This window comes from Rheinheimera tilapiae (genome assembly GCF_042432165.1).
Lineage (GTDB): Bacteria > Pseudomonadota > Gammaproteobacteria > Enterobacterales > Alteromonadaceae > Pararheinheimera > Pararheinheimera tilapiae.
In genome coordinates, this window is record NZ_JBHLXP010000005.1 from 637,315 (window position 1) to 652,960 (window position 15,646).

Genomic DNA, 15,646 nt, shown 5'->3' on the forward strand with positions numbered 1-15,646 from the left:
CATGTCTGATTTAAAAAGCATTATCGAACAAGCATTTGAAGACCGCTTGTCGATCACTCCATCTACCGTCAGCGACGAAGTCCGCCAGGCAGTCCAGAATGCGATCGCCCTGCTCGACTCCGGTCAGGCCCGTGTCGCCGAAAAAATTGCCGGTGAATGGGTGACCCATCAGTGGCTGAAAAAAGCGGTACTGTTGTCGTTTCGCATTAACGACAATCAGGTGATGGATGGTGCTGAAAACCGTTTTTTCGACAAAGTGCCAATGAAATATGCCAGCTACAGCCATGAACAGTTTGTTGCTGAAGGCGTGCGTGTGGTACCACCTGCCGCCGTGCGTAAAGGTAGCTATATCGCTAAAAACGTCGTACTGATGCCCTCCTATGTCAACATCGGCGCTTATGTCGGTGAAGGCACAATGGTAGACACCTGGGCCACCGTTGGCTCTTGCGCCCAAATTGGTAAAAACGTGCATTTATCCGGCGGCGTTGGCATCGGTGGCGTGTTGGAGCCGCTGCAGGCCAATCCAACCATTATCGAAGACAATTGCTTTATCGGTGCACGCTCTGAAGTGGTCGAAGGTGTGATTGTCGAAGAAGGTGCAGTGTTGTCGATGGGTGTTTATATCAGCCAGTCAACCCGGATTTTTGACCGCGAAACCGGCGAAATCACCTACGGCCGTGTGCCTGCAGGCGCTGTGGTTGTGCCAGGCTCTATTCCGTCGAAAGACGGTACGCATAGCCTGTATGCCGCGATCATCGTGAAAAAAGTTGATGCGCAAACCCGCGCCAAAGTCGGCATTAATGCGTTGCTGCGTAGTATCGACTAATAAATTAGATCGCGAGAGCCCTGCAGATGCGGGGCTTTTTTTGCCTGCGATACCGCCTGCGGTGTATCCAGAAACAGCTGGCAATGAGAGGACGGCAACTGTCTCTGCATGCACAGCGCGTCGACTAAACCGGCATAAAAAAAGCCCGCTGAGGGAGGGACAGCGGGCTTTGCCGGTTAACTTACAGAATTAGAACCGACCTTCAATACCTACACGAACATAACGTGGTGTTTGCCATGTGTATGCAGCATTGTACCAAGGGTTAAAGGTCCCTGCAGAACGACGGGCTTCATAATGTTCATTACTTGACGTAATTTCTTGAATATTAAGAATGTTATAGACGTTTACAGAGGCTCTTAAATCAACACCTGAAACAGTGAAGTCATAAGTCGCTGATACATCGACATTGAAGTTCCAAGGCGTACGACCCGCACTACCACGTGGCGTTTTAGAGAAAATACGTTCCGCTGGATCACACTTGCCATTACCGTTGGTATCGGTACAGCCTGTAACCAGATAGAAAGTATCACCGTAGCTACCATACAGTTTAGGATCGCTGCTTGGGTACCCTTGACCAAACATGCTCAGTGGGCGACCACTGCTCAGAGTCGAGTTCATCCCCAAGGTCAGTTTGTCAGTAACATCATAGCTACCGAAGAACTTAAACACATGACGACGGTCGTTGGCCTGATATCCATCAGCACCATCCATCAATGCAGGGAAGTCAAAGTCCTGAGTAATACCAGCATCAGCCTGGTTGATATCAGATTTCACCGCACCTTCAAAATTACCAGTACTACGCGACCAAGTGTAAATGAAGTCCCAACGCAGCGCTTCGTTGCGGTAAGCTAATTGGCTTTGCAATGACACATAGTCGTTGTCAGCTTCAGGTAACGCCATATCTGCAGCAGTGTAAGTTTTTAACGAACCTGCATCCGGTACGTTGTCGTCATCGGCGTCAGAATACCAGCTACCAGGTTTGCCAGGGTTCACCAGAGTACAGAAGTGCTGATTCGCAACTGGACCACAGAAGTCATCCAGTGCTGCACCTACAAATCGATAAGTACCGCGGACTGACGCTGAGTAGTCGTCAGTCAGTTGGGTTTCATAACCCAGTACCCACTCTTCTTTGTAGAATGGTTCAGCTTCTTGTGCTTGGAACAAAGCAACACTTGGCATTGCAGTTGATGTTGAGTTCACAACCTGAGAATTTCCAACAGTGCCATTGACCGGAGTAGCGCCTGTTGGAGCGCCTGTTTTCGGATCAAAGCCAGTGAAATAATAATAAGTTGTCGTATCGTCTACACCTGATGCAGCACGGTAGTTGGTGTTGTTAGGGACAGGCAGATAATAACGGCCCCAGGTACCAAATATTTTTGACTCACCAGATCCAGTTGGGTCGTAGCTGAAACCTAACCGTGGAGCAACATCAGTTTTCAAATCAACGAAATCGACGCCGGTCGCACCTGTATTGATGAAGTGATCCTGACGAACACCGATGTTTAAAGTCAGTTGTTCTGTCGGTTGATACTGGTCTTCGATGTACCAAGCAGTCAGTTCACTACCAAATGAACCACCACCTACGAAGATACGGTCTTCAACCAAATCAACCGGCTTGCCTGTGGTGTTTGCCCACAGTTGGCCGTTGTTACCCTGAATGGTATCGCCAGCCAGCTTAGTTGAATATGTGAAGCTGTGGCCGCCAACCGGAGCTGTAGTCTTTCTGGACTGACGATCTTGTTTGTCGTAGCCGAATTTCAGTAAATGTGAACCATACAAATCACCGGCAGCCCACTCAAAATCGGCACGAGTTTGTTTGTTATCGTCGTAGTCATCGCCTAATGTACCGCCGGCACCACAACCAACAATCGGTTTTGCGACCTGACGACCATCAGTAACGAATGGGCAATCGGTCACAGTTGGAGTTGTCCCGTATTGTGTTTTAATCTTGCCGTACATCAGATTGACAGTAAAATCATCTGTAATGCTGCCAACGTAACTCAAGCTAGCGGCTTCACCACCTCGCTCGTTGACAAAATCACCCTGTTTTGCGCCAATAATTCCAGTATTCGGGTTGCGGGCATAACGGGTTTCTTGCGAGTCAGTGCGGTCAGAATAAGCGAAGAAACTCAGACGGTGGCCTTCAACGATATCCCAATCAATTTTGCTACCCCAGAACAGGTTATCACTACCTGATGATTCCAGAGTACGCCAGCGATTGTCAGCGTCGTATGGGACACGACCACTGGTATCCGACCACTCTGATTTACGATCACGAGGGTTCACAATAGCGTAGATAAACAACTTGTCTTCGATCAGCGGGCCAGAAGCAGACAGCGTTAAATCGCTTTCGCTGAATTCATCATCTGTGGTATCACGAAATACCTGGCCTAAACGACTGCCTGTACCATAAGATTTTTTACCTTCAGCACGTAAAGATGAAGGCTGAGAGTTGGCCGTAAATGCAAATTCCCATTCATTGCTGCCTGACTTCGTCACAGCATTCAACACACCACCAGTTGAACGACCGTACATAGCAGAGTAACCGCCAGTCTTGACCTGGAATTCTTTATAAAATTCAAATGGTACAGAGCCACAACCTAAACCCTGACGAGTGTTAGTCACTTCAAGACCATTGATATAACAGGCGTTTTCCGAAATTGATGAACCGCCAAAAGAAGCAAAACCAATACCACCCGATGCACCAAACTTGGAGTCACCTAATACAACACCCGGCGCCAGTAATGACACTGCAGTGATATTACGTGCAACAGGCATTTTATCGAATTCCATCTCGCCAACAACCAGACCTGAATCAACGCTGGTTACGTCAACTGCACGAATACGCGCACCAGTGACTTCAATAACTTCAGTACCATCATTCGGCCGGTTTAGTGCAAATGATGCAACTGAGTTACTACCTAAAGACAAGCGAACTTTGTCTTGAGCAACAACTTTGCCATTTGCCGTAACTTCAATTTGGTATTCACCAATTGGTAACTGGCTTACACGGAAGTTACCAGCATTATCCAGTGATACTTCGCGACTGAAGCCGGTTTTCGGATCTTTCACTTTCACACTGTAGGATTGTGAACTGTTTAGACCCTTTACACTTCCGAGAATGTTAGATGTATCTGCAGCGTAGACAGCACCTGGTAAGCCAAGAATTGCAGAGACAGCGACTGCAGCCAGCGAGCGCTTAAAGCGCCATGTTCCATTGTTGGATTTCATTATTTCTTATTCTCCAATTTGTTGTTATCTAGGAACTTTCCGTTCCTTACCTAGTATTACCATGAACTTACTCCAGCTGTACACCGACAAATTACCCATAAATGGAACTGAAAAGATGCAAAAAAAATGGAAAAAATGCGTAATATTTTCATTCAAATTACATGCGTTCACAAAATAGGCAAAAATTTGCCATACCCAGGGGCGTTATTCATTGAGAGGAAATATGACAAAAATTACATAAATATATGTAATTAAACGCTTTTTATACATATCTTTATCAGCCTGACTGCATGAAACAAAAAAATCGATTCATATTAATTTTTTCATTTATTTATCATTATTTAACATCAGGCGAGGCGCGCGGCTGCGTCCAATTAACAAAATTTTGCGATATTCGGTTTGAACTGACCCCGTGTCAGTTTAAAGCTTATTTTATAGCGCCTCAATCAGGTAATTATCCCAATTCTTGCCTAATCCTGCCGTTGGGGTAACACCTGATAGTTCAATGTGGGGAGTTGGTGAATGAAGTCATCTTCGGTGAATGTGAAGCCAATTTGACGCAATAATGCGGAAAAATCGCGCCAAGGCGCTGATACCGAAATGGTCTCACCGGAGACTGGATGGCTGAAACTGAGCCGGGCGGCGTGCAGAAGTAAACGAGCGCAGCTGAACTGTTGACGGAACAACTGATTGTGCTTGCCATCACCATGAGTCGTGTCGCCAATAATTGGATGAAACAGATGTTCACAATGGCGGCGCAGTTGATGTTTACGTCCGGTAAGTGGTTGCAACGCGAGTAAGCTGTATCGCGCTGTTGCATAACGACCGACAGCAAAGGGTAATTCGATATGTTGTAAAGGCCAAATTGCCGTTTGTGCCGACTGCGCCGCTTTGTCTTGACGGGCGAACTTATCAGCAATCGCATCCTGCTGCTCTTTTAGCGCATAATCGAGCAGCAGCGCCTCTTTCAGATGTCCACGCACCACAGCCAGATAAGTCTTTTGCCACAGATGCTGTTGTTCTCCCATGACTCGGGCGATCTCACTAGACAAGCCAAATAACAATACGCCTGAAGTTGGTCGGTCTAAGCGGTGTAGTGGAAACACATGCTGACCAATCTGGTCACGCAGCCGCAACATGACGAACTCGGTTTCATGTTTGTCGAGAAAAGACCGATGCACCAGCATACCGGCAGGTTTATTGACCGCAACCAGCCATTGATCCTGATACAAGATCTCCAGCGGTGGTTTAACTTCAGACTCTTGCAATTTTTTGCTCCCGCCGGCCACTTAACAACTCATCCAAATCGGCGATGCGGTTAATCAGCGGCCATGCTGTTGCGCTCAAATCGGCAAAGGCTTCTTCGGCGATCGGGCAAATACTGATTTGTGTCGGCAACGGCAGTCGCGCATCAATCAGTGCCTGAATTCTTGGCAGCAAAACATATTGCAGCCAGTGTTGCAGTGGCATCGTATCGCAACAAAATGGCGCCTGGCTGGCAAGCGCTGCAGCGCTGGGCGGCAGCTCAGTCCACAGCTGCAGGCGTCGTAATTCAGCCTCAATGGCCTGTAATATCGCTTGGGTCTGTTGATACTTCATCGGAAGCTCCCCGGAAGAAAGGCTGCGGATTTTAGCACAGTGCTTGCTTTTACTGATGAGCAGCCACATGATCGTCGCAGGGAGGAACCTTTATGAGTTCAATTGCGGTTTTACTGGCGCTGATGCTGGTCGCTTATCTGTTTTTACTACAACGCCGGCAAGACGAACGCGCTACTGCGTTAGCGCGGCAACTGTGCCAGCAACAGCAAGTACAGTTTCTCGATTGTGCACGTGACGGTCACCGCTGGGTCAAGATAAGCCAGAGATCTGGTTTACGGACTTTATATCTGATTGATTTCAGTGGAGATGGTGAAAGCCGCTACCAGGCAGAACTGTGGATGAAAGGCCTTCGCCTGGCGGACTTTAAACTACCGCCCTTTCGGGTCTGATGCGGTCAAACGCGCTGCCAATCTGCCGGTCATAAACTCAGCATACATGACCCAGTCACCCAGCAGGCTGTAAAACGGGTATTTGAAAGTCGCAGGCTTGTTGTGTTCGACAAAAAAATGCCCCACCCAGGCAAAGCCATATCCAGCCAGTGGTAACCACCACAATAACGCCCATTGGGCTGTCCACAATGCATAACCTAAAATAACCAACACCAATGTGCTGCCACAATAATGCAGCGCACGGCACAGCGGGTGTTGGTGCTCGCCAAGATAGTATGGATAAAACTCACTGAAACGCTGAAATTCGGGCACTGACATCAAGACTCCTGCAGTAGTTGCCGCTTTCTGAACAGCAATTTACCGCTGACCTGCTGGAAGTCAAGTTGACCGACGACCTGATATTGGTCCTGATGGAAAAACTGCAGGTATTTGTCCAGCGTGACAAAAACGCCGACGCCTTCTGACCCCGGATGCTGGTCAACCCAATGATCAATTGCTTTTAAAAAATGCCCCATGGCCTCTGGGTGATGGTAAGCCGGGTTTCGGGCGATAAACGCCAGCATATGGTAGGAAGATGCAGGCATTGCATCGTGTACTTTGCGTTCTTTGTCGAGCATTTGTTTGCTGGATAAATATCCTGCCGTCAGCAACATTTTCAGCCGCCAATGCCAGAGGCGCTCGCCCTGAAATCCGGCATCTGGCTCAGTCAGGCAAGCCACCCCCAGCAATTGCTCATCACAAAACAAGCCCAAAACCGGCTGTTGTTTATCCCAGAATGTGGCAATTTCTTCTCTGATCGCGGCCCGTAATCTGGCTTCAAAATCCGGTTTTTCTGCCTGAAAAATCTGCATAAATAAGGGATCGTCGTGGTAGGCGCTATACAGAATAGAATTGGCTTGTCTGAGTTGTTCGGCATTGAGTTGCTCAATGCGACATTTGGAAAAATCCAGCGTTGTTGACTGGTTCATACCACGCCCCTTTTTTATAGTTCCACTGACGATAGCAGGGCGAATCGGAACTGCAAGTTTGTGCCTCGATCAGGTGTCGACAAAAAAACGCCGGGCTCTGCACCCGGCGCTTTCTCATGGCCAGCTTGTTCAGAGGTTTTGATAGGCCTTGTCACCCCAGCCAACTAATAAACCCCGTTTGAAAATCAACGCGGTGCATTCATCTTTACTGGTCACGCCATCACTGTGGCTGTGATGGGTGCGATAAAACAGTACTTCGACCGTCTCGCCCTGTTTATTAAAAGACTCACTGAAAGCCGGAGTGCCGAGGTTCTGCCGGACGGCGCCAATCTCAGTACCCGTTTTGAGCCCGCTGACATAATTCTGGTTGTACTGCTGAGTCTTGCGCCAGTTGTTGCCATCATCGTCATCATCAAAATCATCATTACCGACAGCCACAACACACCCTGACAAACTGCTGATCACTGCAACTGCGGTGATTAATTTAAAAAATGCATGCATATATTTTCCTTAGTTCTGAAAAAACAATTCGCTGACTGAATTGATAAACTCGCTCAGCAATCCTAATGCCAACTATTTAATCATTTAAATTCAGATAGTTAAACCACCACACTCGCACTCAGCACAATTAAAGTGGTAAATTAAACCAATATTTAGCCAATGTAACGATTCTGATGAGCACATTACAAAACCGGATTGGTGTTATTGCCACTCAACTACAACAGGAAGGTAAGTCGCCAAGTCTTGCACTGGTGCGGGCCCGGCTAGGCGGCGGCATAAACCCGGCAGAGCTATTCAGCGCTTACCAGAGCTGGCGCGCTCAGGGCAGCCCGCTGACAAAATCTTCAGAAGAACCCGGTGCCGTAACTAAATCGAGCGCTGACGGCAAAGATAACGCCAATGACACAGCCATCAGACAGGATTTGGCGCGGATTGAAGCGAAATTGGACCTTATTCTGACGTTGCTGCAGGAAAAATCCTGATGTACAGCGCCGAACTTCAGTTCCGGATCATTGGCGATACCAGCTATGCAGCTGCGGAAACTGCGATCCGTGTGTATTTGGAAGCGTTGATTTTTCAGGGCCAAATCCTCGGCCGCGAGTTTCCCACAGCATTCCAGCAGGAACAGTTCGTCAGCCGGGTGGTGTTACCAGAAAAAAATGCGTTGCAAGCCGCATATCATAGCCAATCGGGCCACAAGGCGCTGCAAGCACTGCAGCAGGCTGGGCTGTCATACCCCAAAGTACTGATCATGGGGATTGATTTGATGTCCAATCACACCGACCCTTGCGAGCAGCCAGACAGTTATATCCTGTACTGCCGTTTTGCCCAGATGAATTCAGTCCTGTATTGCGCGGAACATTTTGCCCCAGTGCCGCTTTACCTGCTGGGCATGCAAACCGGCTTTGAAGATTTAATCCGCTGGCAGTTGCAGTATCAGGCGTTGGACGAAATCCAGATGCAGCAGCACAGTGTGCTGCTAAAACCGGCTGAACGTGCCCTGCAGAGTTTTCGCAGCACAGTCAATGTGCAGGGCCGGCAATTTGCAAAAAGACTCAGAGCCCACACCGGAAAACCGGTGTATTACGCCTTGTATCGTGGAGTTAGTGCGGACTGTAGCCTTGAAACCAGCCGTTGCTGTCCGGGCTGTGGCGGGCCGTGGTTACAGGACGAGCCCTGGCATGATTTGTTCGATTTCCGTTGTGATAGCTGCCAGCTGGTCAGTAATATTGCCTGGCAATGTCAGGGCTGATTTTTCTGTCAAAACCAAATCAGCCCGGGCTCAACTGACGTAGAAAACTGAGTAAATCTGGCGCCAGCAACTGTTTAACTTCCTGCCCGGTCTGCTCCAGATACACTTCGCCGGTGCTATTTAACACCGACAACATCGAATCCTCTTCATCGGTCACGGCAAAAAACAGCGTTTCACGTTGTTTCAGCCGTCGTTTCATCAGGACATGCGCAATCAGATTTTGCTGCAAACGGATAAAATCGCCCGGATGCCATAATAACAACAAGCTGGCTGGACCACGGGGATGACTGACCGGCAGATCTGCCCCCCATAAAGTTGCGTAAAAGTCTTTCACAGAAGGATGCAGGGTCAAGCCCAGACCTTGTTCTAATCCGGTAAAATCGAGCGGATCATTCTGCGCTACAGGCCACCAACCAACTTGATCTTCGCTTGGCTCACCATATTGCGCCGGTGAAACTTCGGCTGGATCGGCAAACGCGCGCCAATGGTCGCCTTGTTGTTCCGCTTTCAACCGGGCTTGTTGTGCCAGTTGCAGTAGTTGCAGTTGTAACTCAGACATCGATATTTGCTTCCTGTGATAAACTGGGAATTTTATCCCGTTCACCATTTTATGCTTTTCGGATAAGCCATGACAAAACAAACTGAAGCAGCCCTTGCTCATCTGAGCCTTGGTAAAGTAACCGCCTATGCCGACCAATATGACGCCAGTCTGTTACAACCTGTGCCACGCCAGCTGGCGCGCGATGCGATTGGCCTTGCCGCTGACAGCGCACTGCCGTTTGTCGGCCACGATATCTGGCACGGCTATGAGCTATCCTGGCTCAACAGCAAAAGCAAACCCATGGTGGCGCTGCTGACCGTCGTGGTCCCTTTCGACTCGGCAAATCTGATCGAATCCAAATCTTTTAAACTGTACCTGAACAGTTTCAACCAAAGCCGATTTCGCGATATCAGCCAGGTCTATCAAACTCTGCAGCAGGATTTGTCGCTCTGTGCCGGCAAAACGGTAGAAGTGACCATCCATCATGTTAACGAGCTGGTGGCATTTCAGCCGACCTGGATCCCGGGTCGTTGTATCGATGATTTGGACATCGATATCGACCAATATCAATATGATGGCACCTTGCTGCAACTGACTGACAACGCCGAGCAAGTTGAAGAAAAATTGCATTCGCATCTGTTGAAATCAAATTGCCTGATCACCTCGCAGCCAGACTGGGCCAGTGTATTTATCCATTACAAAGGCAAAGGTTTGTCACACGAGAGTTTATTGCGCTATCTGATCAGTTTCCGCCAACACAATGAATTCCATGAACAGTGTGTCGAGCGGATCTATACCGATATCTGGCGGCTGGCCCAGCCAGAGTTTCTTGCAGTCTACGCCTGTTACACCCGCCGGGGCGGTCTGGACATCAATCCATTGCGCTCTAACGTACCTTATACACCGCCAAATATTCGTCTGACCCGCCAATAACTCGGATCAAAAAAGCCCGCACTGCGGGCTTTTTCATTGAGAACCTGTGGAGTTATTTCGCAGAAGGCAGATCTACGCCCAACCAGGCCCGATAGTACGCCTTCTGCTGCCGGGTCGGCTTGGCAACCGGCACAATCTGCCAGCTACCGGCAGGCTGTGTTTTCGGCGTCAACTGTCGCTCCAGCAAACGCCCATCACGAAACAGTGTCACTTTGATAGCGGTATCCGCCGGAAAATCTTTTAACCGCTCAGCAAGCTCGGTTTGCAACTGCAGGCCATCCAGCGCGATGATTTGATCGCCGACGGAAAAATCTGCCAGCCAGGCTGGAGAATCGCGCTCAACTTTGCTGATCTCTGCGCCAGTTTTATCAGCCTGTACGGTCAGCCCGGTAAAAGGCTCCGTCGGTTTAGGTTTCACCAGCTGTAATCCGGCAGCTGTCAGTAACGTTTCTGCATCCAGCTCCAGTGGCGTTTCAACTTGATCTAACCAGAAGTCAGCCAACGATTTCCCAGTCAAATCCTCGGCGATTTTCTGTACATCGGCCGCGGTAAACGCCGTGGTTTTGCCAAAGCGCTGGTACAACTCATTGTGCAACGTTCGGTAATTAGATTTTAAGCCACTGTTATTCATCAGAAAATGATCCAGCATCCAACTCACCAGATAACCTTCGCTATAAATGTTCACGCTAAAGTTGTCAGCATGATCACCACCGAGGCTAATCCAATTATCAAAACTACTTTGCGCCACCGACTGGATCTCCCGACCAGGTGTCCGTTCAAAACGTTTTAAACGTTTGGCTAAGTCGGTATAGAACTCTTGCGGTGTCATCAGCCCCGCCCGCAGTAATAACTGGTTCTGGAAATAACTGGTAGAGCCTTCAGAAATCCATAACAGTTTGCTGTAATTTGGCTGCAAATAATCATAAGGCACTAACTCTGCAGGCCGGTAAGCTTTCACATTCCAGGTGTGCACCAGTTCATGGGCTGCGGTCGACAAAAACTCCAGATAATGTTCACGTTTGCGAAAGCTAAACCGGTCACGTTGGATCACGGTCGAATTCAGATGTTCCGTTGCGCCACGTGCACCGCTGGCGGCATGCACGATAAACAGATAATTCTGATACGGATACCCTTGCCAGATACTGCCGGCCTGCAACACTATTTTTTCGAGGTCCTTCACCGTTTGTGCGGCGTCAAAATTACCCTGCCCCCAAAATACAACTTCGTAATCACGGCCGTCGGCTTTAAAAGTGAAACTCTGATGGATACCGGTTTCAATCGGCGAATCGGCCAATACATCATAATCGGCGGCTTTAAAACTGTGATCGCCGGTACGGGTCATGCCAGAAGTACTGCGCCAGCCTTGTGGCACTTGTAAACTGACGGTCACCGGATCTTTACGCTGTGCATCGTGATACATCAGAAATGCAGACGCATTGATGTAGGCATGAGTATCGTCAATATGCCGGGTACGCTGGTTCAATTCGTTGGCATACAGCTGGTAACTGACCACGATATCGCCGGCGGCCGGCAACTGTAATTGCCAAGTGCTTTTCTCAGTTTTTTCAACCGGCACCGCTTGCCCGTTGGCTAAACGCGCTTCAAAACGTCTGACGCCATTTGCTAAATCGAGGATCTGATATTTCCCACTGCGCCAGGCCGGTAGTTTCAGCGAAAAAGCCCCCGCCTGTTCCGCGGTCATTTTGATCTGGATATCAGCTAAATGCTGATCGGGATCAGTGATTTTGATCTGATAGTCCACTGCGGCCGAAGCCCATAGTGGTAGAACTGCACACAACAAAGCTAAATAACGCATACAAACTCCTGATTTTTATCCAAGCCTATGCAAATCCAAGCCAGGAAACCAGCGCTTTGCGTTAAAGCTGGCAAATTTCGCTGCCAAAATTCATGTAACCCATCATGTAATAGTACGAAATAACTTTTACTTTCGAATCGAAATATGTTTAAATATTCTTCGTTGGTGCCAGACACATCAACCCAACCCGAATGCTGATTTAATGCTGAAATAGGAAAGTTGTTATGAACATGCTTACCGATGCTGAAGAGCAAAGCTGGTTACCCTACTACCTGACAAAAAAATAATTCGGCCAGCCCCGCTGCTGGCGAAATAAATAAAGCCGGAGGCTGCAAAAGCCCCGGCTTTATTTATTTTTGCAACATTCATATGTTTCGTTTCGAAAGAAAACCCACAGCGATTGACCACAATCAACATTAATAAGACAAGATATTGAATCTGTAGAAAAACCTACAAAACAGCCCCAGCATTCAGCCGATTTTTTGACTGTGCTTTTTCCGCTTTAACGATATACTTAGGTCAGTCTTCATTGCCGCTACTGACGGGAACATCTGAGTCGTGGATTCCGAACAATCTCTCAAGCAACAACTTGCTACTGCCGTGAAAGCCCGCAAACAGCTGGAAGACACCTACGAAAGCCAGTTCACAATTCTGACGCAGTTCGTCGCCCGTTTGTCACTGGTCTGTAAAGGCATCGATGTCGAACTCGACAACCGGCTAGCCCGTTTACGGCAGCAACTTAGCAATGGTACTGACCTGGAAAAGTTGTTGCCACAAATCGACGCGACCTCTGAGCATCTGAAAACGTTAGACACTAAGCAACAACAAGAAGTTAAAAAGGCGCAACTGACCATCAGTGAAGCTGGAAAACTGTTGCAAAAACAACGCGGTTTACCAAACCAATTGCGGCGCGACCTGCGGGACTTACTGAGCCGGGTCGAAGAACCTGCGCCGACCATCCATGCCTACATGCCTCATTTGACGCATCTGACTGAGCTCTATCAGCTGGCGCTGAATGCCAAACAAAGCATGGAGCTGGAGGACATCTCTGACAACAGCAGATACGAGCGGATCTGCCGGCAAATCTCAGTTGAGCTGACCAATTTACTCAGTGAACTAGCTTTTGAAGGCGCTCATGCCAAAGCCATTGATGCTATCCGGCAGAGCTTGTTGGGTGAGCTCAGTATCGAAAAATTGCTGGAAGCTTGCTTACGCACTATTGAAATTATTATCTCCAGCATTAACGAAGAGCGGCAATCTGCGCAGCATTTCCTGCTGAAACTGAATGATGCGTTGACCAGCGTACAAAATTCACTGGTTTCGTCGCTGAAATCGACCAATAACATCCGCGACAAAATGGCGTTGCTGAATCAGCAGATTGAACAGCAGATTTCGGTGCTTAGCCATGAGACAAAATCTGCAACATCGCTGGAACAGCTGCAACGACTAGTGACCGACAAGCTCAATACACTAAGCATGTCGTTAAAAGACAAAGAAGCGCTGGAAAAACAAGAACGTGAGATCCTGTTGTCATCAGTCAAAGAAATGGATGCTCGCCTGAAAGAACTGGAAGAAGAAGCCAAGCAATTCAAAAAACGTCTGGCGGAACAGAAATTCCGGAGTTTGCAGGATGCACTGACTGAATTACCTAACCGCGCCGCGTTTGACGAGCGCTACGAACTCGAACTTAAACGCAGTCGGCGCTACAACACGCCACTGTCTATTGTGCTGGCAGATGTTGATCACTTTAAAAACATTAACGACAGCTATGGCCATAGTGCCGGCGACAAAACACTGAAAGTCATTGCCCGTGCGCTGAAACAAAGCATGCGTGAAGCCGATTTCATCGCCCGCTATGGTGGCGAAGAGTTTATTTTGTTGTTCCCGGAAACCCCGCTGGAACAACTGGAAACCCCGCTGAACATTCTGCGGGAGAAAATCAAACGGATCCCGTTTAAATTTAAAGACACCAACGTCCCTATTTCCATTTCTTTTGGGGCGACACAACTTAAACCTACAGACGAAGGCCGGGAAGCTTTTGATCGCGCAGACGAAGCGCTGTACGAAGCCAAGCGGCAAGGCCGGGATCAGGTCATTCTGAAGTCCTGATCCACTGCGCTGCTGTCCCCGCTGCTGTTCAAGGAGCAACCGATGCATGTACAGTTAAACCCGTTAGGCGCGATGGATTTGTTGTCGCAGCTGGAAGTCGATCAGCTGAAGCAACATGCACACAGTGAAACCTTCAGATTATTCCGCAATTGTTGCCTGGCCGTACTAAACGTTGGCAGTCATACCGACAGCTCGGCAGAGATCTATGACCAGTATAAAGATTTTGCCGTGAATTTGGTGGCGCGCGAACGCGGTATCAAAATTGAACTGTTTAATCCGCCGCTGAGTGCTTTTGTTGATGGTGAACTGATTAAAGGCATTCACGAGCATCTGTTTGCGGTGTTGCGGGACATCCTGTTTTATCACACCCGGTTAGGTGCAGACACAAAACAGCTCGATCTACATAACAGCGAACATATTACCCATACCGTGTTTGATATTTTACGCAACGCCCAAGTGATTGCACCCGGTGCTACGCCCAATATGATCGTATGTTGGGGTGGTCATTCAATCAACGAAACCGAATACAAGTACACTAAAGAAGTGGGCTATCAGCTCGGATTGCGCGGTCTGGATATCTGTACCGGCTGTGGCCCGGGGGCGATGAAAGGCCCGATGAAAGGCGCCACTATTGGTCATGCCAAGCAACGGATCAGCAGCGGCCGTTATCTGGGCCTGACTGAGCCCAGCATTATTGCTGCCGAACCGCCAAATCCAATTGTCAATGAACTGGTGATCCTGCCAGATATCGAAAAACGCCTTGAAGCATTCGTGCGCAGCGCACACGGCATCATCATTTTCCCTGGTGGCGCAGGCACAGCCGAAGAGTTGTTATATCTGCTCGGAATTATGTTGCATGAAGATAACCGCCAGCAGGTCTTACCGGTGATCCTAACCGGACCGAAACAAAGTGCAGCCTATTTCACTGAGTTAACCAGCTTTATCGAAAAGACTCTCGGCAAAGATGCGCTCAATTTGTTTGAAGTGATTATCGACGATCCAGCAGCTGTTGCGCAAAAACTGAAGCAAGGCTGCCAGGCAGTCCGGCAATACCGGAAATCAGCCGGTGATGCTTATCATTTTAACTGGACCTTGCAAATCGACGACGATTTCCAGCATCCGTTTGCGCCAACCCATCAGAATATGGCCAGTCTCGATTTGCACCTGAATCAGGATAAAGCACGTCTTGCCGCCAATTTGCGCCGGGCGTTTTCCGGGATTGTCGCAGGCAACGTCAAAGATGAAGGGATCAAAGCGATTGCACAACAAGGTCCCTTTATCTTGTCCGGTGAACCTGCATTGATGGAGTTAATGGATACGTTGCTAGAAGCTTTTGTCGCTCAGGGCCGGATGAAATTGCCAGGTAGTAAATACGTGCCTTGCTACCAAATCAGCCGCTAACCAGGCATCCGTCTGACTGAACTCACTCTCCGGCGCTTCGATGCGCCGGAGTTGTTTTAGCAAGGTATAGTGACAAATTC

The 15,646-nt window shown here is 48.7% G+C and carries 15 protein-coding genes; 7 read left to right on the forward strand and 8 right to left on the reverse strand.

Annotation, left to right across the window (positions count from 1 at the left end):
- Position 1 precedes the first annotated feature (1 nt).
- Positions 2-826 (forward strand): 2,3,4,5-tetrahydropyridine-2,6-dicarboxylate N-succinyltransferase, encoded by an 825-nt coding sequence (gene dapD, locus ACFFJP_RS19290; RefSeq protein WP_377248206.1) that lies wholly within the window; start codon positions 2-4, stop codon positions 824-826.
- Positions 827-1,015: 189 nt separating this feature from the next.
- On the opposite strand, the gene ACFFJP_RS19295 is transcribed toward dapD, so the two are convergent.
- The 3 genes from ACFFJP_RS19295 to ACFFJP_RS19305 form a co-directional block, all read right to left on the reverse strand.
- Positions 1,016-4,057, reverse strand: coding sequence for a TonB-dependent receptor (locus ACFFJP_RS19295; protein WP_377248209.1), 3,042 nt, complete (start codon positions 4,055-4,057; stop codon positions 1,016-1,018).
- 470 nt (positions 4,058-4,527) lie between these two features.
- Positions 4,528-5,325 (reverse strand): tRNA pseudouridine(65) synthase TruC, encoded by a 798-nt coding sequence (truC, locus tag ACFFJP_RS19300; RefSeq protein ID WP_377248212.1) that lies wholly within the window; start codon positions 5,323-5,325, stop codon positions 4,528-4,530.
- Positions 5,312-5,656 carry a YqcC family protein gene (locus tag ACFFJP_RS19305; RefSeq protein ID WP_377248216.1) on the reverse strand — a complete coding sequence of 115 codons (345 nt, stop codon included), beginning with the start codon at positions 5,654-5,656 and terminating at the stop codon, positions 5,312-5,314. The genes truC and ACFFJP_RS19305 overlap by 14 nt, the downstream gene beginning before the upstream one ends.
- Before the next feature lie 92 nt (positions 5,657-5,748).
- On the opposite strand from ACFFJP_RS19305, the gene ACFFJP_RS19310 reads away from it, so the two are divergent.
- A complete protein-coding gene (locus ACFFJP_RS19310; protein WP_208932346.1) occupies positions 5,749-6,045 on the forward strand; it encodes a DUF3301 domain-containing protein in 297 nt (98 codons plus the stop codon).
- Here ACFFJP_RS19310 and ACFFJP_RS19315 read toward each other — a convergent pair.
- The 3 genes from ACFFJP_RS19315 to ACFFJP_RS19325 all read right to left on the reverse strand — a co-directional run bounded on the left by ACFFJP_RS19315 (position 6,025) and on the right by ACFFJP_RS19325 (position 7,514).
- On the reverse strand, positions 6,025-6,363 hold the full coding sequence (locus ACFFJP_RS19315; RefSeq protein ID WP_377248220.1) for an Mpo1-like protein: 339 nt from the start codon (positions 6,361-6,363) through the stop codon (positions 6,025-6,027). The two genes, ACFFJP_RS19310 and ACFFJP_RS19315, sit on opposite strands and share 21 nt — an antisense overlap.
- Entirely contained in the window at positions 6,363-7,013 is a 651-nt protein-coding gene (locus tag ACFFJP_RS19320) for a GNAT family N-acetyltransferase (protein ID WP_377248223.1), read from the reverse strand. The genes ACFFJP_RS19315 and ACFFJP_RS19320 overlap by 1 nt, the downstream gene beginning before the upstream one ends.
- Before the next feature lie 129 nt (positions 7,014-7,142).
- Positions 7,143-7,514, reverse strand: a complete 372-nt coding sequence (locus tag ACFFJP_RS19325; protein WP_377248226.1) for a DUF3192 domain-containing protein — start codon at positions 7,512-7,514, stop codon at positions 7,143-7,145.
- A 173-nt stretch (positions 7,515-7,687) separates the two neighbouring features.
- Between ACFFJP_RS19325 and ACFFJP_RS19330 the strand changes: the two genes are divergently transcribed.
- Positions 7,688-7,996, forward strand: a complete 309-nt coding sequence (locus ACFFJP_RS19330; RefSeq protein ID WP_377248230.1) for a hypothetical protein — start codon at positions 7,688-7,690, stop codon at positions 7,994-7,996.
- On the forward strand, positions 7,996-8,766 hold the full coding sequence (locus tag ACFFJP_RS19335; RefSeq protein WP_377248233.1) for a DUF2310 family Zn-ribbon-containing protein: 771 nt from the start codon (positions 7,996-7,998) through the stop codon (positions 8,764-8,766). Before ACFFJP_RS19330 ends, ACFFJP_RS19335 begins: the two co-directional genes overlap by 1 nt.
- Before the next feature lie 19 nt (positions 8,767-8,785).
- Here ACFFJP_RS19335 and syd read toward each other — a convergent pair whose 3' ends face one another.
- Positions 8,786-9,325 carry a SecY-interacting protein gene (gene syd, locus ACFFJP_RS19340; RefSeq protein WP_377248236.1) on the reverse strand — a complete coding sequence of 180 codons (540 nt, stop codon included), beginning with the start codon at positions 9,323-9,325 and terminating at the stop codon, positions 8,786-8,788.
- A 69-nt stretch (positions 9,326-9,394) separates the two neighbouring features.
- Here syd and queF point away from each other — a divergent pair, with 69 nt between their 5' ends.
- Positions 9,395-10,240: an NADPH-dependent 7-cyano-7-deazaguanine reductase QueF gene (gene queF / locus ACFFJP_RS19345; protein ID WP_377248239.1), complete on the forward strand. Its 846-nt coding sequence runs from the start codon at positions 9,395-9,397 to the stop codon at positions 10,238-10,240.
- Positions 10,241-10,292: 52 nt separating this feature from the next.
- On the opposite strand, the gene ACFFJP_RS19350 is transcribed toward queF, so the two are convergent.
- A complete protein-coding gene (locus tag ACFFJP_RS19350) occupies positions 10,293-12,056 on the reverse strand; it encodes a M61 family metallopeptidase (protein ID WP_377248242.1) in 1,764 nt (587 codons plus the stop codon).
- 558 nt (positions 12,057-12,614) lie between these two features.
- On the opposite strand from ACFFJP_RS19350, the gene ACFFJP_RS19355 reads away from it, so the two are divergent.
- Together ACFFJP_RS19355 and ppnN are read left to right on the forward strand one after the other, a co-directional pair.
- Positions 12,615-14,165 carry a sensor domain-containing diguanylate cyclase gene (locus ACFFJP_RS19355; protein WP_377248245.1) on the forward strand — a complete coding sequence of 517 codons (1,551 nt, stop codon included), beginning with the start codon at positions 12,615-12,617 and terminating at the stop codon, positions 14,163-14,165.
- Between the two features lie 42 nt (positions 14,166-14,207).
- Positions 14,208-15,566 carry a nucleotide 5'-monophosphate nucleosidase PpnN gene (ppnN, locus tag ACFFJP_RS19360; RefSeq protein ID WP_377248248.1) on the forward strand — a complete coding sequence of 453 codons (1,359 nt, stop codon included), beginning with the start codon at positions 14,208-14,210 and terminating at the stop codon, positions 15,564-15,566.
- Positions 15,567-15,646: the final 80 nt, after the last annotated feature.